This window comes from Nonomuraea sp. LP-02 (assembly GCF_036289125.1).
Classification (GTDB): domain Bacteria; phylum Actinomycetota; class Actinomycetes; order Streptosporangiales; family Streptosporangiaceae; genus Nonomuraea; species Nonomuraea bangladeshensis.
Window position 1 is genome coordinate 1,646,980 of the sequence record NZ_JAXCLK010000001.1, and the last position, 21,051, is coordinate 1,668,030.

Annotated in this window: 17 protein-coding genes; 12 read left to right on the plus strand and 5 right to left on the minus strand. The window is 75.8% G+C overall.

From position 1 onward, the window contains the following. The first annotated feature begins 62 nt into the window (after positions 1-62). From SMD20_RS07640 to SMD20_RS07660, 5 genes are read left to right on the plus strand one after another with little or no spacing between them, the layout of a single operon-like run. Positions 63-3,308 carry a DUF4132 domain-containing protein gene (locus SMD20_RS07640; RefSeq protein WP_329576833.1) on the plus strand — a complete coding sequence of 1,082 codons (3,246 nt, stop codon included), beginning with the start codon at positions 63-65 and terminating at the stop codon, positions 3,306-3,308. Then, positions 3,305-4,381, plus strand: coding sequence for an ATP-binding protein (locus SMD20_RS07645; protein ID WP_329576836.1), 1,077 nt, complete (start codon positions 3,305-3,307; stop codon positions 4,379-4,381). The genes SMD20_RS07640 and SMD20_RS07645 overlap by 4 nt, the downstream gene beginning before the upstream one ends. A gap of 2 nt (positions 4,382-4,383) precedes the next feature. Continuing rightward, a complete protein-coding gene (locus SMD20_RS07650; RefSeq protein WP_329576839.1) occupies positions 4,384-6,624 on the plus strand; it encodes a DUF5682 family protein in 2,241 nt (746 codons plus the stop codon). Then, a complete protein-coding gene (locus tag SMD20_RS07655) occupies positions 6,624-7,745 on the plus strand; it encodes a VWA domain-containing protein (RefSeq protein ID WP_329576842.1) in 1,122 nt (373 codons plus the stop codon). Before SMD20_RS07650 ends, SMD20_RS07655 begins: the two co-directional genes overlap by 1 nt. Beyond that, positions 7,742-9,919 carry a hypothetical protein gene (locus SMD20_RS07660; RefSeq protein ID WP_329576845.1) on the plus strand — a complete coding sequence of 726 codons (2,178 nt, stop codon included), beginning with the start codon at positions 7,742-7,744 and terminating at the stop codon, positions 9,917-9,919. The genes SMD20_RS07655 and SMD20_RS07660 overlap by 4 nt, the downstream gene beginning before the upstream one ends. Positions 9,920-10,055: 136 nt before the next feature. Here the strand turns inward: SMD20_RS07660 and SMD20_RS07665 are convergent, their stop codons facing one another. Beyond that, positions 10,056-11,012, minus strand: coding sequence for an NAD(P)H-dependent flavin oxidoreductase (locus SMD20_RS07665; RefSeq protein WP_329576848.1), 957 nt, complete (start codon positions 11,010-11,012; stop codon positions 10,056-10,058). Positions 11,013-11,078: 66 nt separating this feature from the next. Here SMD20_RS07665 and SMD20_RS07670 point away from each other — a divergent pair, with 66 nt between their 5' ends. Next, positions 11,079-11,453 (plus strand): YunG family protein, encoded by a 375-nt coding sequence (locus tag SMD20_RS07670; RefSeq protein WP_329576851.1) that lies wholly within the window; start codon positions 11,079-11,081, stop codon positions 11,451-11,453. An 11-nt stretch (positions 11,454-11,464) separates the two neighbouring features. On the opposite strand, the gene SMD20_RS07675 is transcribed toward SMD20_RS07670, so the two are convergent. Beyond that, positions 11,465-12,937, minus strand: coding sequence for a hypothetical protein (locus SMD20_RS07675; RefSeq protein ID WP_329576853.1), 1,473 nt, complete (start codon positions 12,935-12,937; stop codon positions 11,465-11,467). A 192-nt stretch (positions 12,938-13,129) separates the two neighbouring features. On the opposite strand from SMD20_RS07675, the gene SMD20_RS07680 reads away from it, so the two are divergent. Continuing rightward, positions 13,130-14,503 carry a hypothetical protein gene (locus tag SMD20_RS07680; RefSeq protein WP_329576855.1) on the plus strand — a complete coding sequence of 458 codons (1,374 nt, stop codon included), beginning with the start codon at positions 13,130-13,132 and terminating at the stop codon, positions 14,501-14,503. Between the two features lie 15 nt (positions 14,504-14,518). On the opposite strand, the gene SMD20_RS07685 is transcribed toward SMD20_RS07680, so the two are convergent. Beyond that, entirely contained in the window at positions 14,519-15,463 is a 945-nt protein-coding gene (locus SMD20_RS07685; protein WP_329576857.1) for a hypothetical protein, read from the minus strand. A 432-nt stretch (positions 15,464-15,895) separates the two neighbouring features. Between SMD20_RS07685 and SMD20_RS07690 the strand changes: the two genes are divergently transcribed. Further along, positions 15,896-16,063 (plus strand): hypothetical protein, encoded by a 168-nt coding sequence (locus SMD20_RS07690; protein ID WP_329576860.1) that lies wholly within the window; start codon positions 15,896-15,898, stop codon positions 16,061-16,063. Here the strand turns inward: SMD20_RS07690 and SMD20_RS07695 are convergent. After that, complete coding sequence (locus SMD20_RS07695; RefSeq protein ID WP_329576862.1) at positions 16,011-17,039, minus strand: DUF418 domain-containing protein; 1,029 nt, start codon at positions 17,037-17,039, stop codon at positions 16,011-16,013. The genes SMD20_RS07690 and SMD20_RS07695 overlap by 53 nt on opposite strands. Before the next feature lie 122 nt (positions 17,040-17,161). On the opposite strand from SMD20_RS07695, the gene SMD20_RS07700 reads away from it, so the two are divergent. Both SMD20_RS07700 and SMD20_RS07705 read left to right on the plus strand, forming a co-directional pair. Continuing rightward, entirely contained in the window at positions 17,162-18,346 is a 1,185-nt protein-coding gene (locus tag SMD20_RS07700) for a sensor histidine kinase (protein ID WP_329576864.1), read from the plus strand. Next, positions 18,343-19,002, plus strand: a complete 660-nt coding sequence (locus tag SMD20_RS07705; RefSeq protein WP_329576868.1) for a response regulator transcription factor — start codon at positions 18,343-18,345, stop codon at positions 19,000-19,002. The genes SMD20_RS07700 and SMD20_RS07705 overlap by 4 nt, the downstream gene beginning before the upstream one ends. Positions 19,003-19,016: 14 nt before the next feature. Here the strand turns inward: SMD20_RS07705 and SMD20_RS07710 are convergent, their stop codons facing one another. Then, positions 19,017-19,262, minus strand: coding sequence for a hypothetical protein (locus SMD20_RS07710; protein ID WP_329576870.1), 246 nt, complete (start codon positions 19,260-19,262; stop codon positions 19,017-19,019). Between the two features lie 352 nt (positions 19,263-19,614). Here SMD20_RS07710 and SMD20_RS07715 point away from each other — a divergent pair, with 352 nt between their 5' ends. Next, complete coding sequence (locus SMD20_RS07715; RefSeq protein ID WP_329576873.1) at positions 19,615-20,439, plus strand: nitroreductase/quinone reductase family protein; 825 nt, start codon at positions 19,615-19,617, stop codon at positions 20,437-20,439. A gap of 43 nt (positions 20,440-20,482) precedes the next feature. Further along, complete coding sequence (locus tag SMD20_RS07720; protein ID WP_329576876.1) at positions 20,483-21,049, plus strand: helix-turn-helix domain-containing protein; 567 nt, start codon at positions 20,483-20,485, stop codon at positions 21,047-21,049. Positions 21,050-21,051: the final 2 nt, after the last annotated feature.

Here is a 21,051-nt window from a genome sequence, read left to right on the forward strand (position 1 = left end):
GTCGGTCCCGCCATACTCACCGCTGACGATCAAGAAGACCGGCACAGCGTGGAGGTATCGGCATGACCGCATACGAGGGCGACGAGGACCGGCTGACCATGCTGGCGCCCTGGCTGCGCGCACTCTACCCCCGGCGGGGCGGCGTCGAGGTGGCGGTCAAACGGCCCGACCCCGCCGCGCCCGGCCGGCTCGCCGCGAAGCTGGACGGCCACCGTCAGCAGATCCTCGACGCGCTGGCACGCTGCCCCGATCCCGAGCTGCGCGCGGCCGGCCTCGCCTATGTCGAGGGCGAGTCCCCGGCCACGCCTCTTGGCGCGGCGGTGGTGGCCGAGGTGGTGTCCGCGTCCCTGGCGTACGACGACCGGACCTGGCAGCCGCTGCTCGCCGATGCCTGGCTGGCGGGACCCGGCCCGGTGTTCGCGGCGTCGGCCGTGGCCGAACAGGCCTGCCTGGACCCGGTGCCCACCGAGCACGGCTGGCTGGTCCGGCGGCTGGACGACGCGAGCTCCCCCATCCACTGGATCGCCTGGAAGCGGATCGAGGCCGCCACGCGCGTCCGCGCCGCCCTCGCGGCCGCGCCCGACGCCGTGTACGCCGAGGCCGTCGCGGCGCTGGCCGCGTCCCGGGACGGCGGGCTGCACCACCGGGTGGCCGCCTCCTTCCTGGCACCCACCGAGACCGGCTGGGTCGACGCCGACTGCGCCGAGGTGAGCCAGGTCAACCGGGAGCTCGCCGTCCGCCTGCTCGCCGCGGTCGGCACGCCGGAGCAGGCGGCGCTCATCGCCGGTCACGCGCACGGCTCCAGCGTGATGCACTCCTTCGCCCTGCCCGCCACGCTCGTCGACGGCCTGGGCCCGGCGGCCGCCGTGCCGCTGCTGACCGGCTGGTTCGGCCAGTACTACGACGCCGACAGCGAGCGCCGGCTGCTCGACGTGCTCGCCGGCCTGCCGGTCGACGCGGCCATGCAGGCCATACTCGACCGCATCGACACCAGATACGCCCAGCCCGCCTTCCTGCACGCGGCGACCCGCTTCCCGCGCCGGGCGATGCGCCTGCTCGCCGCCTCATCCGGCAAGACCGTGGACGGGCTGCTGCGCGCCCACGTGCTCGCCCACCCGGACCTGGTGCCCGAGGTGGTCCCGGCGCTCGGCCAGGCCGCCGCCCAGCGGATCGGCAAGATCGCCTTGACCCCGCCCGTCGCCGTCGCGCCGGCGGAGGCCCTGCCCGAGGTGCTGGTCAGCCCGCCGTGGACGCGTCCGCGCACGGTGCGCAAGCCGGTCGTGGTGAGTGGCCTGACCTGCCCGGACGAGCCTTCCGTGGTGTGGGGGCCGGGGGAGCGGGACGCCTGGCTCGCCGCCCCGCCCGACCACTGGAGCCGGGTCTACGGCCGCACCTGGAAGGACGTCGCCGAGGGCCGCGGGCGGTACCACTGGAGTGACGTGGTCGCCCTGTTCCTCGCCGGGCCCGAGGAGCTGGCCGCGCCGCTGATCTCCACCTGGCGGCCTCGCGACCACTGGGGCACCGCCGACTGGCTGCCCGGGGTGGCCGCCAGGTTCGAGCTGGCGGCGCTGCCCCTGCTGCTGGACACCGCCCGGCACACCCCGAGCGGCGCCGGCCCGTCGCTGCTCCCGTTCGCCGCGCCGGAGATCGCCGTCCTCATGGCCGACTGGCTGACGCGGCTGAAGTCCGTCCGCGCCACCGCGCTGGCCTGGCTGTCCCGCCACCCCGACGCGGCCGCCAGGGCGCTCGTCCCCGCCGCGCTCGGCAAGCCGGGCGCGGCCCGCCGGCAGGCCGGACGGGCGCTCACAGCACTGGTCGCGGGCGGCCACCGCGACGCCGTCGCACGGGCCGCCGCCGGCTACGGCCCCGCCGCCGAGGCCGCGATCGGCGACCTGCTCGCGGCCGACCCGCTCGACGCGCTGCCCGCCAGGATGCCCGTCCTGCCCGACTGGGCGGACGTCGCGGTCCTCAGCCCGATCCGGCTCCGCGGCGACGCCGGCGCCCTGCCTGCCGAGGCGGCCCGCCACGTCACCACCATGCTGGCGATCTCCCGGCCCGGCGAGCCGTACCCCGGTCTCGACGAGGTCCGGCGGGCGTGCGACGCCCGCACCCTCGCGGACTTCGGCTGGGCGCTGTTCCAGCGCTGGCAGGCGGCCGGTCACCCCGCCAAGGAGAGCTGGATCATGGACGCGCAGGCGCTGGTCGGCGACGACGAGACCGTACGCCGGCTGGCTCCGCTGATCAGGACCTGGCCCGGCGAGAACGGGCACGCGCGCGCCGTCGCGGGCCTGGACCTGCTGGCCGGCATCGGCTCCGAGGTCGCGTTGATGCACCTGCACGGCATCGCGGAGAAGGCCAAGTTCGGCGGGCTGAAGAAGCGGGCCCGCCAGAAGATGGACGAGGTCGCCGCCGAGCTCGGCCTCACGCCGCAGGAGCTGGCCGACCGGCTGGTGCCCTCCTTCGGGCTGTCCGCCGACGGCAGCCTCACCCTCGACTACGGCCGCAGGCGGTTCGTCGTCGGCTTCGACGAGCAGCTCAAGCCGTACGTCACCGACGCCGCGGGCAAGCGGCTGAAGAACCTCCCCAAACCGGGCGTCAACGACGACCCCGAGCTCGCGCCCGCCGCCCACCGGCGCTTCGCCGGGCTGAAGAAGGACGTGCGCGCCGTCGCCGCCGACAACATCCGCCGCCTGGAGCGGGCGATGGTCGACCGGCGCCGCTGGAGCGCCCCCGACTTCGAGCGGCTGCTCGTCGGCCATCCGCTGCTCTGGCACATCGTCCGCCGCCTCGTGTGGGGCCGCTACGACGTCTCCGGCCGGCTCGTCGGCGCCCTGCGCGTGGCCGAGGACCGCACCTTCGCCGACGCCGCCGACGACCCGCTGACCCTGCCCGGCGACGCCGTCGTCGGCGTGGCGCACCCGCTGGAGCTTGGGGAGGAGGTGGCCGCCTGGGCGGAGGTGTTCGCCGACTACGAGATCCTGCAGCCGTTCCCGCAACTGGGCAGGGAGACCTACACCGCCGACGAGGCTCTGCTGGCCGAGATCTGCGCCGCCAAGATCCCGACCCACGCGGTGCTGAGCCTGGAACGGCGCGGCTGGCATCGGACCCACCCCGCGGACGCCGGCTGGCAGAGCGGGATCGAGCGGGACGTCCCCGGCGGCACCGTCACCGTCGGTCTCGACCCGGGCGTGGCGATCGGCTGGATCGACATGAACGAGACACAGACGCTCGTGGGCGTCAGCGTCGACGGCCTCGACCCGATCACCGCCTCCGAGATCCTGCGCGACCTGAAGGAGATCACCAAATGAGCGAGCGCGTACAGCGGCCACCCGCCGAGGTCCGCCACGCCGACGAGCTGGCCCGGCTGCGCGAGCACGACACCGACGCCCGGCCGCCCGGCTGGGCGCTCAGCCTGCGGGCCGCCCGGCGCTTCATCCTCGGCGACGACGAGCTGGGCATCACCCGCAAGTTCGTGGGCGACCCCTCGCTCATCGACCGGTCCCTGGTCGCGCTCGCCACCCAGCGCGGCCTGATGCTGGTGGGGGAGCCGGGCACCGCCAAGTCGCTGCTGTCGGAGCTGCTCGCCGCCGCCGTGAGCGGCACCTCCACGCTCACCGTCCAGGGCGGCGCGGCCACCACCGAGGACCAGATCAAATACTCGTGGAACTACGCGCTGCTGGTCGCCGAGGGCCCGTCCCCCCGGTCGCTGGTGGCCGCGCCGCTGCTGCGCGGCATGGCCGAGGGCAAGGTGGTGCGGTTCGAGGAGATCACCCGCTGCCCGCTCGAGGTGCAGGACTGCCTGCTGTCGCCGCTGTCGGACCGGGTGCTCGCGATCCCGGAGCTGACCGGCCCCGAGTCGATGGTGTTCGCCCAGGAGGGGTTCACCGTCATCGCCACCGCCAACACCCGCGACCGCGGCGTCAACGAGATGAGCGCCGCGCTCAAGCGCCGCTTCACCTTCGAGACCGTCTTCCCCATCGCCGACTTCGACACCGAGCTGCTGCTGGTGGAGTCCGAGGCCACCGCGCTGCTGCGCCGCTCGGGCGTCACCGCACCGCCGCGCCGCGACGTGCTGGAGGTGCTCGTCACCACCTTCCGCGAGCTGCGCGAGGGCCAGAACGCGCGCGGCGACGTCACCGACCGGCTGTCCGGCGTGATGAGCACCGCCGAGGCCGTCTCGGTCGCCCACGCCGTCGGGCTGCGCGGCTGGTTCCTGCGCGGCGAGCCGGGCACCGCCGCCGACCTCGTCGCCTGCCTGGCCGGCACCGCCGCCAAGGACAGCCCGGAGGACCTGGCGAAACTCCGGCGCTACCTGGAGCGGCGGCGGCACGGCGGCCAGTGGAAGGCCCTGTACGACGCCCGCCACCTCCTGCCGGGCTGACGATGACGGTCACGTTCCTCGGCGTACGGCACCACAGCCCCGCCTGCGCCCGGCTGGCCGCCGACACCATCGCCGCCGTACGGCCCGCGTACGTGCTGGTCGAGGGCCCGGCGGACATGAACGACCGGATGGACGAGCTGCTGCTGGGCCACCAGCTGCCGATCGCGGTCCACACCGGCTACCGCGACCCCGGCCGCCGGCACGGCTCGTGGACGCCGTTCTGCGACTACTCCCCGGAGTGGACGGCGCTGAACGCGGGCCGCGCCGCCGACGCCGAGCTGCGCTTCATCGACCTGCCCGCCTGGCATCCCGCGCTGGCCGGCGTACGCAACCGGTACGCCGACGCCGAGGCCCGCTACGGCGAGGTCACCGCCCGGCTGTGCCGTGACTTCGCCGTGGACGACGCCGACGCGCTCTGGGACCACCTGTTCGAGATCGAGCCGGCCGACGGGCTGGCCGAGCGGCTCGCCGTCTACTTCGACCTGCTGCGCGGCGACACCGAGGCGGGGCCGGACGACACCGCCCGCGAGGCGTACATGGCCCACTGGGTCAGGGCCGCCGCCGCCCACGCGGACGGGCGGCCGGTGGTCGTGGTCACCGGCGGCTTCCACCGCCCGGCGCTGATCCGGCTCGCCGAGGACGGCGACCGGAGCTGGCCGGAGGTGCCCCGGCCGCCCGGCGGCGCGACGGCCCGCAGCTACCTGGTGCCGTACTCGTTCCGGCGGCTCGACGCCTTCGACGGCTACCAGGCGGGCATGCCGTCGCCCGGCTACTACCAGCAGCTGTGGGAGCACGGCCCCGCCGGGGCCGGCCGGCGGCTCGTCGAGGCGGTCGTCGCCCGGCTGCGCGCCCGGCGCCAGCCGGTCTCGACCGCCGACCTGATCGCCGCCCGCACGGCCGCCGACGGGCTCGCGCTGATGCGCGGCCACCGCCACCCGGCCCGCGTGGACGTGCTCGACGGCCTGGCCGGCGCGCTCGTCAGCGAGGCGATCGAGACGCCGCTGCCCTGGGCGAGCCGCGGCCCGCTCCAGGCCGGCGCCCATCCGGTCATCGTCGAGATGATCGCCGCGCTCAGCGGCGACCGCACAGGCCGGCTGCACCAGGACACCCCGCTGCCGCCGCTGGTCCACGCCGTCCTCGCGGTCCTCGGCGAGCCCGGCGAGGAACGCCTCGACCTCGGCGAGGAGGCCGGCCGCGAGCGCAGCCGGCTGCTGCACCGGCTGCGCGTGCTGGGCATCCCCGGCGTGCTGCGCACCTCGGGGCCGAGCCCGGCCGGCGGCACGGAGCTGACCGAGCGGTGGGAGCTGTCCGACTCCGACGACCGCCTGCCCGCCCTCATCGAGGCCGGGGCGTACGGCGTCGATCCGCAGGACGCCGCGGCGGCCGTACTCGCCGAGCGCGTCCCCGGCGCGGACCTCGACGAGCTGGCCGGCGTCCTGCTCGACGCGGCGCTGTGCGGCGTCGGCGAGCTGACCGGGCAGGTGCTGGACGACCTGGCGCGGGCCGTCGGCCGGGCGGCCGACCTGGGCGCGCTGGGCCGCACCCTCGCCGTCGTCCTCGCCATGTGGCGCCACGGCGAACTGTTCGGCACCAGCGGCAGCGCCACCCTCGGCGCCGTCGTACGGGCCGCCGCCGAGCGGGCGCTGTGGCTGGCCGAGGGCGTACGCGGCGGGCCCGCGCCGGCCGACCTGCGGCGGATCGAGGCCATGGCCGCCGTGCGCGACGCGCTCATGCACGCCGGCCCGCCGCTCGGCCTGGACACCGAGGCGGCGCTCGGCGTCGCCGACCGGGTCGCCGCCTGCCGGGACGCGCCGCCCGACCTGCGGGGAGCGGCGCTGGGCCTGGCCTGGTCGCTGCGGGGCCACGCCGCCGGCGACCCCGGGCGGGCGGTACGCGGCGCGTTCGTCCCCGCCACGGCGGGCGACTGGCTGGCCGGGTTGTTCGCGCTCGCCCGCGAGGAGGTGCTGCACACCGCCGGCGTGCTGGAACTGCTGGACGAACTGGTCGCGGCGCTGGCCGACGACGACTTCCTGGTGGCGCTGCCCGCGCTGCGCCAGGCGTTCGGCTTCTTCCCGCCCCGTGAGCGGCACGTCATCGCCACCCGGCTGACCGGGCTGCGGGGCGGCGGCGCGTCCCCCTGGGACCTGATGAGACTGGACGCGGCCCCAGAGCTGGTGGCCGCCGGCATGGCGCTGGACGAGCGGGTCGACGCCGCACTGCGCAGGGAAGGACTGACCCCCTGATGACCGACCCCACACTCGAACGCTGGCGGCTGCTGCTCGGCGAGCCGGGCGCCGCCTGCCTCGGCGGGCAGCCGCTCGGCGCGGAGGCCGCGGCCCGCGACGCCGCACTCGACTGGCTCTACGGGCGCGACGAGGACCTCCGCAGGCGCGGCGTACGCCGGCAGGGCGGATCCGGGCCGTCGTCGCTGACCACGTTCGGCTGGCTCGACGACATCACCAGGCTCTTCCCCAAGGAGACCGTCGAGCGGCTGCAGCGCGACGCCGTCGAACGCTACGAGATCCACGACGTCGTCACCGACCCGGCCGTGCTGGCCCGCATCGAGCCCAACCCCGCGCTGCTCCAGGCGGTGCTGCGCACCAAGCACCTGATGAACCCGCAGGTGCTGCGGCTGGCCAGGCGGATCGTGGAGCGGGTCGTACGGCAGCTCATGGAAAAGCTCGCCACCGAGGTGCGCAGCGCCTTCTCGGGCACCAAAGCACGGCGGCCGGGCCGGATGCGGCTGGCTCGCAACTTCGACATGGTCAGGACCCTGCGCGCCAACCTCGGCCGCTACCAGCCCGACACCGGCAAGGTCGTGATCGAGACCCCTCTGTTCTTCTCCCGCACCCGCCGCCACCTCGAACAGTGGCAGGTGATCCTGCTCGTCGACCAGTCCGGGTCCATGGTCGAGTCGGTCATCCACTCGGCGGTCACCGCGGCCTGCCTGTGGGGGCTACCCGGCGTGCGCACCCACCTCGTCGCGTTCGACACCGAGGTGGTGGACCTCACCTCCGACGTCGACGATCCCGTGGAGCTGCTGATGAAGGTCCAGCTCGGCGGCGGCACCGACATCGCGCGCGCGGCGACGTACGGGGCCGGCCTGGTGGAGCAGCCGCGCCGGGCGATCGTCGTGCTGATCTCCGACTTCTACGAGGGCGGCGATCCGCACCGGCTCGTACGGGTCGTGCGCGGCCTGACCGGGCAGGGCAGCAAGGTGCTGTGCCTGGCCGCGCTCGACGAGCAGGCCGACCCCGCCTACGACCGGGAGCTCGGGCAGCGCCTGGCCGACGCCGGAGCGCACGTGGGCGCGATGACGCCCGGCGAGCTCGCGTCCTTCGTCGCGGAGCACGTGGGCCGATGAGGACCGATCTGCTCGCGCTCACCACCGAGTCCCTGGCCGCGCTCACCAACCGCGGCCTGGTCAAGCGGGCCGCCAAGGAGGCCGCGCCGGAGCTGCGGCTCGACGCCGACGGCACCGTGCACGGCGGCTTCCCCGGCGGCCCCGACACGAGCCTGCCGCCGGGCGGCCTAGAGGCGGGCCGCTGCACCTGCGGCGCGACCGGCGTCTGCCGGCATGTGATCGCCGTGATCCTCGCCTACCAGAGTTTGCACACCACTCCTGCCTCCCCGGCGCCTGGTTCTGCGGCGCCCGGTTCCGCGACGCTCGGCTCGGCGGCGCCTGGGCCTGGGGCGCCGGGTTCGGCGGCGCTCGGTTCGGCGGAGCCTGGGCCTGGGGCGCCCGGTTCCGTCGCGCGCGGCTCGGCGGAGCCTGGTTCTGCGGCGCCCGGTTATTCGGGCGCGCATCCATCCGGGACGCCGGGGACCTCCGGGACGCCCGTGACGTCGGGGGAGGAGCGGGAGCCCTGGTCGCTGGGGGCCTGGTCGCCGGGGCAGGTCACTGACGACGAGCTCGCCGCCAGGCTCGGAGCCCGCCTGATGAGCGCCGCCCGCCGCGCCGAACGGGCCGGTTACACCGCCCGGATCCGGCGGGCCACCCCTGCCGATCCGGTGCCGCAGGTCGAGCTGCCCACCGCGACCGTGCGCTTCCTGGTCCCCGGCGACCTCGGGTTCGTCCACACCGACGCCGTCGCGGGCAGCCGCGACGACGTCATCGCCCTGGCCGTGTGGGCGTTCCGGGTCGCCGACGAGCTGCATCCCGGCGTTCCCGACGCCCGCGTCGATGTCGGCGGGCAGGCCGTGGCCGGGGCGGTGGCCGGGCTGGAGCGCGCCCTCGCGCTGGCCGGCACGGTCCTGCGTGAGGGCGCAGCGCACCTCGGCCAGGGCCTGGAGGCGACCGTCGCCGACGTCTCGCGCCACCTGGAGGCCGACGGGCTGCGCTGGCCGCTGCTGGCCGTCGGCGACCTCGCCGAGCAACTGGCCGCCTACCGCGACCGCGCCGCCCACTACCGTCCCGAACTGCTCGCCGGGCACCTCGCCGAGCTGCACGCCCGTCACCGCGCGGCGACCCGCCAGGACGCCGTCCCGCGCAGCAGCGTGCTCGGCACCACCGAGGCCGCCGAGACCCCGCTGCGCCGGGCACGGCTGGAGGCCCTGGGCTGCCGGGTCCGCGCTCTCGGCGACCGGCGGATCGCCGAGATCTACCTGGCCCACGCCGACGCCGCCATGGTGCTGGTCCTGCGACGCCAGTGGGAGAGCGACGAGGACGGGGCCGCGCTGGCCCGGCGGCGGATCGCCACGTCCACGCTGGCCGGGCTGGCCGCGGGCACCGTGGTCACCGAGTCCGCCGTGCGCAGCGCCAGCCGTACGGTCAGGCTGGCCACCGGGCGTGTCTCCAGGACGGACGTCAGCCCGTCGCGGGGCGACTGGGACGCCCTGCCGCCGTCACTGAAGGTGACGGACCTCGCGGTGCTCGGCCGGGAGCTCGACGCCCTCCCGCTCCGCCCCGTCCGGCCGCGCGTCGAGGCCGAGCTGGTCAGGGCCGTCGCCATCGCCGGGGTCGAGTCCATCGCGTACGCGCCCGGCGACCAGCGGCTCGACGCCGTCGTCGCCGACCGGGCGGGCAACCTCGCCACGGTCAGTGCCACGCATGCCGCCGCCGCGCCCGGCCGGCTCGACGCGCTGGCCGCCGTACTCGCCGGCGAGGAGGGAGAGCCGCGCTTCGTCAGCGGCGTCGTCGGCCGGGCCGGGGCCGGCCGGGCCGGGGCCGGGATCGTCATCGAGCCGATCGGGCTGGTGGCCGGCGACCGTGTGATCGTCCCCGACCTGCGGCCCGCGACCGGCGGCACGCTGACACCTACATGGGACGAGGAGCCAGAACCGCCGCTGACCGCCGCCCTGACCCACGCCCGCGCGCTGCTCGCCGAGGCCGCCCACCACGGCCTGTCCCACCTGCCGCCCACCTACGAGGCCCGGCTCGCCGCCGCCGCGCACCGGCTGGCGACGCTCGGCCTGCACCGTGTCGCGGCGGTCGTCACCGCCTTCGCCTCCGCCCGCGCCGATGGCTCCGCTGAAGCGGCCGAGCGGACCTGGGCCGACGCCTACTTGCGTGTGGAGGTCGCCCTGGAGCTGAGCTGAGCTGAGCTGAGCTGGGCTGGGCTGAGGATGTAGGACGTCGGGGCCGGGACGCCAGGCCCGGGACATGGCCGGGGGACGCCGGGCCCGGAGGCGTCAGGCCCCGGGATAACGCCGGGAGAGGTCGGGCCCGGAGGCGTCAGTGCCGGTTGAAGCGGGACAGCAGTTCGTCCACCGTCGCGAACCCGGCCACCACCTCGGCGGCCGGCCGCTCGCGCCGCACCATGCCGACCGCCTGCCCGGCGTACACGTAAGCGGCGTCGTAGTCGCCGTCCCGCCGCGCGGCGGTCAGTTCGGCCCGTGCCTCCTCGTCCTCGCTCAGCTCCTCCTCCTTGCCGTGCCACCGGTCGAAGAAGGTGTTGCGCAGGGCGCGCCCTCCGTACTCGGGCGGCCAGGCCAGGCGCTGGGCCACGTCGAAGACGCGCCCGTAGGCGGTGCCGGTCTCGCCGGCGGCCAGCACCCGCGCCCGCGCAGGCCCGGCGAGGGTCGTCTCGGCGCAGCCGAGGAACGCCGTCCCCGCCCACCCGCCCTCGGCGCCCGCCGCCAGCACGGCGGCCAGGCCGCGCGCCGTCGCGATGCCGCCCGCCGCGAGCACCGGGACCTTCACCGCGTCCAGGACGCTCTGCAGCAACGGCAGCGTCGCCACCTCGTCGCGCCCGTGCCCGCCGCCCTCGCCGCCGCGCGCCACGACGACGTCCACACCGGCGCGCTCGGCGGCCAGCGCCTCCTCCGTGGTGCCCGCCTGGGCGGCGACGGTGATGCCCGCGGCGCGCAGCGGCTCCACGTACGGGCGGAAATCGCCGTAGCTGACGGAGACGAGCGCGGGACGGGCGGCGAGCACCGCCTCGAGCTGCCCCGGACTGTCCGGCAGCGCCCACGCCATCAGTCCGACCCCGTACGGCCGCCCGCTCCCGGCGGCGACGGCGGCCTGCTCGGCCACCCACGAGCCCGGCGCGTTCGCCGGCACCCCGAACATGCCCAGCGCGCCCGCCGCGGACACGGCCGCCGCCAGCCTCCCGTCGCTGACCCCCGCCATCGGCGCCCCCACCAGCGGCACGTCCAGCCCGAACCGATCGGTCAACCAGGTACGTGGCATCACTCTGCTCCTCAACCTCATCCGACCCTCAACGGAATTGTCGTACCCGCCTGCGACACTTCCGGGGTGCTGAACGTGGATGAGCTGCGGCCGCTGCTGCGCGCCGCCTGGGGGCCGGACACCTGCGATCCCGCGAGCCTCGACGAGTGGCGGCCGGACAACCCGGCGAGGGGCCAGTGCGGGACGACGGCGCTGGTGGTGCAGGACCTGCTCGGAGGCGACCTCATCCTCGGCGAGGTCCACGTCGACGGGGCCCGGACCTCCTACCACTACTGGAACCGGCTGCCCGACGGCACCGAGACCGATCTCACCGCCGATCAGTTCGGCCCCGATGAGGTCGTCTCCGGTGGCACCGTTCAGCAGCGGCCACCGGAGGGTCCCCGGCGCTGCCGTGAGCAGTACGCGCTGCTGCGGCAGCGGGTGCTGGCCGCCCTGCCCTGAGGGCCGCGCCGCTACGGCCGCGACCAGGGCACGAGGAGGTCGCTCACGGCCGACAGGATCGCCCGGGTGAACGGCGACACGCTCGCCGGCCCGTGGAACGGCCGCGTCCCGCCCCCGGTCACCCCCTCCAGCGTGCCCAGATCGGCCCCGGCGTGGCAGGCGATGTCGGGCGCCGGCAGGTCGGCCAGCAGAAACTCGCCGTCGTCGCAACGGGCCTGCGACGGATGCGCGGCGCGCCGCACCCAGCGCGCCCGCCCGTCCCGGTCGAGCCGGTAGACGCCGGAGCCCTGCCCGCCCGCCATCCGCGCGGGCGGGCCCTCGGCCAGCCGCAGCCGCACCGCGAACGGCCCGCCAGGCTGGGTGGCGCGCAGCAGCGTGAGCTGGTTGAACTCCGCCGCGTCGCCGAGCCAGCCCACCGGCCGGCCGAGCATCACCGCGAGCTGCCCCAGCACGAACGGCGGCAGCCCCATCGCCTGCTGGCTGACCGCCTCCACCTCGTCGCGCCGCTGCCGCCGCCACCGCAGCGCGGTCAGGTAGATCCGCTCGTCCGGCGTGAGGAGCGCGTCCACGCCGAACATCCCGGCGGCCCCGTACCTGCGCCAGGCCCAGAGCGCCACCCGTTCCGCGCACTCGATGAGCAGCGCGGCGGCGGGCGCGGGCCAGGGTCGCGACCAGTCTGCCCCGGCGGCGCTCACGGGGCCGGTGGACGGCTCGGCGACGGCGGTCGTCAGGTGCGCGGGCCGGTCGGCGTACACACGGACGCCGCCCCTGCCGTCCGGGACGCTGAGCACGGTGATCGCGACCGGCCAGCCGTCCACGTACGCGGCCACCCGGTACGGCCCGAGCAGCCGCGCCGCGCGGCCCATGTCGCCCTCCCCGGACACGATCACCGTGCCGCTCCCGCCGGGCCCGCCGGCCTGCACCACCACCCGCTCGGCCCCGACCGCGCGCCGCAGCTCGGCCGGCGACGGCAGCCGATCCACGTGCACGCTGCGGACCCGCGACACGACCGGCACCCCGGCGGCGCGCAGGAGGTCGTCGAGGAGCGGCTTGGACTCCAGCGTGGCCCGTACCCCGGGATCGATCGAGGCGGGCGTGCTGCCGGGACCGGCCAGCTCGCCGAGCCGGACGTCCGCGCCGCCGGTGACGACGACCGGCGGGCGGTCCAGCTTGAGCAGGTGCCTGGCGGCCTCGTGGCGCACCCGGCGCGGCCAGCCGTGGCGCTCGGCCACGGAGCGGACGCGGGTGCGGTCCTCGGCGGCGACGACCAGGTCCGCCAGGGCGGGGTCCCAGGCCGCGTAGCAGCCGATGGCGAGCGCGGGCCGCAGCGCCGCGACTGCGGACGGGCCGGTGTAGCCGGTGCGCAGCGCGCTGGTGCACCGGTCGACGACGACCAGCGGCCGGCCGGCCAGGACCTCCCGCGCGGCCTCCGTGTCCCACCGCGCCGTCCAGGGGTCCTCGTCCGGACGCCTGTCCCGTACCACGCCGGGGTCCCGGTCTCTGTCGACGACCGCGCCGGTGTGACGGGACGATCGTTTCTCCGGCTCTCCGCACATGTCGCCGCCCCCGCCATAAATCGTCCTTCGGAACGCTGTGTCACGTTCCGCACTATTGACGGTGCTCTGCGTTGAGCGCAGAGTCGAGGGCACCAGGATGTGAAGCGATGTGAAGCTGCGATGCCGCCCCGCCGCACCCACCCCGTCGCCAACCGGGCCCTGGCCGCGCTGATCGAGCAGGCCGCCTGGACCCACGCCGCCCTCGCCCGCCACGTCAACGCGGCCGCCGCCGCGAACGGCGACCCCCTGCACTACGACCGCTCGGCCGTCGGGCACTGGCTGACCGGCACCGTCCCGCGCCCGGAGGGGGTGGCCGCGGTGCTGGAGGCGTTCCGGCGGAGGCTGGGCCGTCCCGAGCTCACCGCGGCGCACCTCGACTGGCCGGACCCCGGCGCCGGGCAGCCCGAAGACCCCTGGCACGGCGACCCGGTGGCCCGCCTGGCCACGCTGGGGGAGGACGACCTGCTGAACCGGCGCGCGGTGCTCACGGCGGGCACGTACACGCTGGCCGCGCTCTCGGGCCTGGCGGCGGGGACGCGCGTCCCGGCGGCCGCGAGGGTCGCGGCCGGAGTGGCCGCGCGGATCACGTCCGGCGGGCGGGCTCGGGCGGGCGCGGCCGACGTCACCAGGATCCGCGCCGCGACCGCGGGCTTCGCCGACCTCGACGACCAGTACGGCGGCGGCCACGCCCGCGCCGCCGTGGCCGCCTACCTGGCGCGGGAGGTCACGCCGCTGCTGCACGGCACGACCGGCCGCCGCCGCCCTGACCTGTTCGGGGCGGCCGCCGAGCTGAGCTATCTGGCCGCGTACATGGCGATGGACGCGGGCGCGAACGCCCTGGCCCAGCGCTACTACATCAGCGCCGTCCGGCTCGCCGACGAGGCCGGCGACGTCGTGTCACGCGCGACCGCCCTGCGGAGCATGGCCGTGCAGGCCGCCGAGCTGGGCCACGACGAGGAGGCGCTGGCCCTGGCCGAGGCGGCCGCCTCCGCGCTCGGCAGCCACGGCCCGCCGCGTACGCAGGCATGGGTCACCGGCATGCGCGCCGAGGCGCACGCCGCCGCCGGCACCCGCCACGACGCGCTGAGCCTGCTGCACCGTACGGAGACGCAGCTCGAACGCGCCGACTCCGGCCCCGAGTCGGAGTGGACCGGCAACTACCGGCGCGAGTCGCTGGAGCACCAGATCGGGCTGACCCTGACCAGGCTCGGCGACCACGCGGGGGCCGCCCGCCACTTCGCGGCCTCCATGGACGCCCGCCGCCCGGTCGAGCGGCGCACCCGCACCCTCATCGGGCTGCGCGCGGCGCACGCGTTCCTGCGCGCCGGGGACGTCGAGCGGGCCGCGGTGACCGTGCTCGGGCTGAGCGAGGACATCCGGCTGGTGGCCTCCGCCCGCGTCCGCGGCGAGCTGCGCGCGCTGCGGACGGCCTGGCAGCCGTACCGGACGAGCGCCCTCGTCGCGGAGGCCGACCGGGCGCTGCGCGGCGCGTGAAGGACCGCGAACCGGCTAGACGTCGTGGGTCCACAGGGTGAGCAGCTCCTCGGCCGCGGCGGTGCGCGGCGTGACGCTCTTCTCCTCGTGGTCCACCTCGATCTCGACGGGACGCAGGTCGGGGACGAGCCCGCTGCCGAGCGCCTGCTCCTCGGGCAGGTCCTCGTGCGCGCCGGGCCGCCACCAGTAGACCTGCGGGGTGAGCGCGTGCTCGCCCTGCTCGACATGCGTACGGCTGAGCGACTGCATCGTCTCCATCGCCGCGACCAGGTGCACGTCGCCGATGGCGTGCACCAGCACGTACTCAGGGACGGGGAACGACACCAGGGCGCCCAGCCCCTCGTGCCGCAGATGCCGGTTGAGCACATGCGCGTGGGCGCCGATGTAGCGGTGGGTCTGCCCAATGTGCATGATCGGCACACCCCAGAGCTGGTGGGTCTCGACGTAGTGCGGCTCCCGGTGGATGGAGGCGCGCAGCGCCGCGCCGAACACCTCGTTCTCGGTGCGGTGGCCGAGGTCGGAGCGGTTGAGCGGGACGATGGAGTCGGGCAGGTCCATGACCACCGTCTCGACCAGGCCCGGTGCGAGCGGGCGGGTCGCCAGGGCCGCCTGCAGACCGGGCGGGTCGGCCAGCGCCTGCTCGGTGTAGAGGCGGATCCGCAGGGAGTCCTCGGCCAGCAGCCGTTCGATGTCGACCGCGGACGCCGCGGCGACGGCCTGGGCCCGGCTGTGGTGGCGGCGCACGCCCTGGACGAATCCGCGGGCGAACTCGGCGGCGAACCCGGGGATCTCGGACGGCGGCAGGAGGCCCGCGTGCTCGGTGTAGGTCGTCACGTCGGCAGGGATGTCGCCGATCTCCGGCAGGCTGAGGCTGACGGTCGTCGGGCCGGTGAACCTGGCCTCGACGTTCTCGCCCGCGAAGGCGCTGATCAGAGCGTGGACGGCGACGTCCTGGACCATCGTTGGTTCTCCTTGAGCCAGTGAGCGAGCCTTCCGATCGTAGAGGGGGCGGGCTGTCAGCGGGTCAAGGTTCGTGACCAGGACGACACGTCCGCCGCGATGACCAGCGGACGGTCCTCCGGGGTGTGGTGCCCGGCCACCTCGTCGTGCTCGCGCACCTCGAGCGAGGCCATAGTCTCGGCGCACCATGTGACCGTCTCCGGCGTCCACATCGATCCCGGGGGCCGGAAGCCGATCTTCGGGGCTGCCGGCCGCCCACCGCCCGAACGCCTCCATCCTCGCCACCACGTCCGCGGGCTCGCCGCCGAGCGGCATCGAGCGCGGCCACCGCAGCAGCGGCAGCCGGCTCGGCACCCTCGCCTCCGAGCCGGACAAACGCGACGACGGCCTCGACCGGGCCATCGCCGCCGTCATGGGGCGCTGCTCGACTGGATGGAACGGCAGTTCGCCGCCCTGGGGCGGGACGACGCGCGCGAGTTCGCGGTCGCCCTGCTGGCCGCGTACCAGGGGGTCTCGCTGCTCACCAACACCTTCCGCGACCCCGCTCTCATGCGGGCGGAAGGACGCCGGCTGGAGCGCTGGATCGACTCCCTCGCCTGAAGGGCGGCCGGCGGGCCCAGGTCGCCCACCGCCACGCCCACTCCAGCGGCCCCTGCCGGAACCACCGCAGCCACAACGCCGACCAGACCCCCTGCAGAACGAGGACGCCGCCCGCGATCGACAGCACCGTCGCCGTGGACCAGCCGTCCGGCGAACCGCCCACCAGGCGGGCGGCCAGCAGGACCAGCACGGTGGCCGCCAGGTAGTTGGTCAGCGCCATCCGCCCGAGCGGGGCGAACACCGCCTGCAGGAACGGCCGCAGCGGGGTGCGCAGCAGCACGAGCACGGCGCAGACGTACGCGCCCGCGGTCAGCAGCCCGGCGGCCCCCATGGCCCGCGAGTCGCCCGTGCCGTTCTGCAGCCAGGCCAGGGGCGCGGCCGCGGCGGAGAAGGCCAGGCACAGGAGGGCCGGCACGCGGGTGGAGTCCTCGATGCGCGCGATCACGCCGTACCTGGTGAGCGCCGAGCCCAGCAGGAACAGCCCCGGCACCAGCCCGAACGTCCCCGCCCCCGTCGCGAGCGCGGCCACGACGACCACGCCCGACAGTCCGGCCACCGCCCAGCGCGGCAACCAGGAGGAGGGCAGCAGCACCACCAGGCCGACGACCGCGTACACGGTCAGGATGTCGCCGTACCACAGCAGGAACATGTGAGCCAGCCCCAGCGCGAGCAGCGCCAGGAGCCGGCGCAGCAGGAGCAGCCGCGGCCGTCCCACCCGCCGCCCGGCCGACTCCAGCAGCAGGGAGAAACCCACGCCGAACAGGAACGAGAAGATCGGGAAGAACCGCTGGTGTACCAGCAGCCCCAGCCAGGCGTCGCCGGCCTCCCCTCCGCCGGTCCGCACGGACAGGGCGTCGCCGGCGTGCGCGATGGGCTGGACGTTGGCCACCAGGATCCCGCACAGCGCGAGACCGCGGATCACGTCGAGCGCGACGATCCTGGGGCGCGCATCCCGTGTCAGATGTTCTTGTGACATGGCCCCACATCCTCGGGACCGCGAGGGAGTGGCGGTACGGGCCGGAAGCAGGGTTCGCGGGCGGCGCGAGTCATACTTTCGGCCGGTACGGCGGGAAGGGCCCGGCTTCTAACCTGAGCGGCGTGACTGACCGGGACCAGCCGGCCGCGCGCGACCGGGCGTCCGGCGGCCGAGCCTTCGCCGTGAGCGCCGCCGCCGCGGCGAACCTCGGGCTCGGCGTGATCCTCGCCGCCCTGCTGGCGTTCTGGGCGTACAGCGTGGCGACCTCCTGGGGGCCCGGCTACTGGCCGTTCGGGTGCGTGGCGGGGGCGGTCGTGTCCGCGATCGCGCTGGCGCGGCGACGGGGGAGGGTGCTCGCGGCGGTCGCGGGACAGCTCGTGGCGCTGTCGGCCGCGCTGGTGTCCCGCCTCGCCGGGCTGCCCGCAGAGCCGGGGCCGGCCGCGGCGCTGGCGCTGGCCGTGCTCACCGCCTCGGCGGTACGGACCCTCGCGCCCCGTGCCGCCTGCGCCGTCGCCCTGGGCGGGCTGGCCGTGGTCGCCGCGACCGGCCTGAGCGCCGCCACCGGGATCCCGCCCGTGACCACGCTGAACGCCGGGGCGTGGCTCGCCGGGCTGGCGGCCGGGCTCGGCGCGCGTGCGCTGGCCGCCCGCCGCGAGGCCATGGCCGAGGCCGTACGCCGCCATGAACGCCTCCAGCTCGCCCGCGAGCTGCACGACGTCGTCGCGCACCACGTCACCGGCATCGTCCTGCAGTCGCAGGCCGCCCAGGTGCTGGCCCGCCGCCGGCCGGAACGCGTCGAAAGCGCCCTGACCGGCATCGAGACCGCCGGCGCCGACGCCCTCGCCGCCATGCGCCGGCTCGTCGGCCTGCTCCGCGACGCGGCCCCGCCCGCGCCGCCCCCGGAGAGCCTCGCCGGCCTCGCCGCCCGCTTCGACGGCCCGCCCGTCCACCTGCGCCTGCCCGAGCACGACGAGGACGGGGCCACCTGGCCGCCGGAGGTCACCGCCACCGTCTACCGCGTCGTCCGCGAAGCCCTGACGAACGTCTCCCGCCACGCCCGCGCCGCCCGCGCGGTCCACGTCACCGTCGCCCGCGAGCCCGGCACGCTCACCGTCGAGATCACCGACGACGCCCCGCCCACCCCCGCCCGCCGCCGGCGCGCCGCCGGCTACGGCCTGCTCGGCATGCGCGAACGCGTGACGGCACTCGGCGGCACCCTGCACGCCGGCCCGCGCCCCGGCGCGCCGGGCTGGTCCGTGCGCGCCGCCCTCCCGCTGCCCCCGCCCACCGGATCGGAGCCGCGATGAGCATCAGCGTCCTGCTCGCCGACGACCAGGCGCTCGTCCGCGCCAGCCTGCGGGTCATCCTGGAGGACCAGCCCGACATCCGCGTCGTCGCCGAGGCCGCGGACGGCGACGAGGCCATCGCGCTGGCCCGGCGGCTGCGCCCGGACGTGTGCCTGGTCGACGTCCAGATGCCCGGCGCGAACGGCATCGAGGTGACCCGCGCGCTCGCCGGTCCGGGCGTCCCGTCCCCGCTGCGGGTGGTCGTCGTCACGACGTTCGGCCTCGACGAGTACGTCCACGGCGCGCTCCGCGGCGGGGCCGTCGGCTTCGTGCTCAAGGACGCCGGCCCGGCCCTGCTGGTCGAGGCGGTAAGGGCGGCCAGAGCGGGAGACGCCCTGATCTCCCCGTCGCTCACCCTGCGCCTGCTCCGCCAGGTCACGGCCGCCGGTCAGGCGTCAGGCACCGGGCGTCCGGCGTCGCCGCTGTCGGAGCGCGAGGTGGAGGTGGCCCGCGCGGTCGCCCGGGGGCGTACGAACCCGGAGATCGCCGCCGAGCTCTTCATCTCCCTCAGCACCGTGAAGGGCCACATCTCCGCCATCCAGGCGAAGCTGGGCGTACGCAACCGGGTGGGCATCGCGTCCTGGGCCTACGAGACCCGGCTGACGGACGCCCCGTGACCGGGCTCCCCGGCTCAGCCGGTCACCTGGCGGAACACCACGGTCGCGCGGTAGCCGTCGTCCGCCTTCTCCACGTCGGCGCTGAGAACGGTGACGCCCGCGTGCTCGGCCCGCGCGCCGTAGAAGAGGCGGGCCTCGTCGAGCGCGCGGGCGCGCAGGTCGGCCGGGGTCCGGCCGACGACGGTCACGCGCAGGTCCATGGAGAAGGTGCTGTCGTCGTCGCCGAACCAGACATGCGTCCCTAACGGCGGCATGCTCATATGACCGTCCCTTCCGTGGGATTCGCCCGGAATCGAATGTCCCTTCCCGCCGCTCGCCTCGGGTAACGTCCCCGGGCGCGCTTGACAAGATCCACGGAGGGCGCGTGTAATGGCCGTCGCGTCGCGTGACGCCGGCCGGGGTGTACGGCGGCGGCATGGAGGCGCCCGATCAAAGGGGATGACGCCGTGAACACTCACACGTTCGGTCGTGCCTGACCACCGGATCCCCGCGCGTCACCCCATGCCACGGACGGTGTAGTCGGCCCGTCCCGTTCGCTCTGACGGCATGCCGTGCGGGTTCTCCCATGCCCGCCGACTTTTCACACACCCACGCACGGAGTGACGAACACGCATGCCCATGGACTTCAACCAGCAGATCATCGACGAGTTCCGCGCCAACGGCGGCCGGGTCGGCGGCCCCTTCGAGGGCGCCAGGCTGCTCCTGCTGACCACCACCGGCGCCCGTAGCGGCGCGCCGCACACCGTACCGGTCGCGTGCCTGCCCGACGGCGACCGCGTCCTCGTCATCGCCTCGGCCGGCGGCTCGCCCCGCCACCCGGCCTGGTACCACAACCTGCGCGCCGACCCGCGCGTCACCGTCGAGGACGGCACGTTCACCTATCAGGCCGAGGCGGTCGTGCTCACGGGCGAGGAGCGCGACCGGCTGTTCGCCCGCGCCGTCGAGCAGAGCCCGGGCTGGGCCGACTACGAGACCAAGTCCGGGCGCGCCCTGCCGGTGGTCGCGCTCGTCGCCGCCGATCCCGGCCCGCCCGCCGGCCCCATGGGCGACGGGCTCAAGCGCGTGCACGACGCCTTCCGGCGGGAGCTGGCCCTCATCCGCGCCGAGGTCGCCGCCTCGGGCCCGCGCGTGGCGGCCCAGCTCAAGGTCAACTGCCTGACCCTCTGCCAGGGGCTGCACGTGCACCACTCGCGCGAGGACGGCTTCATGTTCCCCGCGATGGAGGGACGCCATCCGGAGCTGGGGCCGGCGCTGGAGCGGCTGCGGGCCGAGCACGAGGTCGTGGCGCGGCTGCTGGAGGAGCTGCGTACGCTGCTCGCGGCCGACGACGTCGCCCCGGACGCGTTGCTGGCCGAGGTGGAGCGGCTGACGGCGGAGCTGGAGGCGCACCTCGACTACGAGGAGGAGCAGCTCGTCCCGCTGCTCAACGCCGGATAGCCTCTTCGACCGCTTGTCCCGGATATGGGATAAGCTCCCGTATATGAGAAGCGCGGAGGAGCTGGACGCCCGGCTCGCGGGCCGGCTGGCGGAGCTGCGCGTCGAGCGCGGCTGGTCGCTCGACGAGCTGGCCGCCCGCGCCGGCGTCAGCCGTTCCACCCTGTCCCGGCTCGAACGCGCGGAGATCAGCCCCACCGCCGCCCTGCTCAACAAGCTCTGCGCCGTCTACGAGCGGACCTTGTCACGGCTGCTGGCCGAGGTCGAGACGGAGCCGCCGCTGCTGGTGCGCGCGGCGGAGCAGCGGGTGTGGCGCGACGAGGAGTCCGGCTTCGTCCGCCGGTCGGTCTCGCCGCCGCACCCGGGGCTGCGCGGCGAGGTCGTGGAGGGCACGCTGCGGCCCGGCGCGGACATCGCGTACGACGTGCCGCCCGTCCCCGGGTTGGAGCAGCACATCTGGGTGCTGGAGGGCACGGTCGAGATCACCGCGAACGGGCGCACGCACGCCCTCCACGCCGGCGACTGCCTGCGCTTCCTGCTGTGGGGCGCCTCCCGTTTCCGCTGCCCGGGCCCCGGCCCGGCCCGCTACGTCATCCTCATCGTCCTGCCCTGACC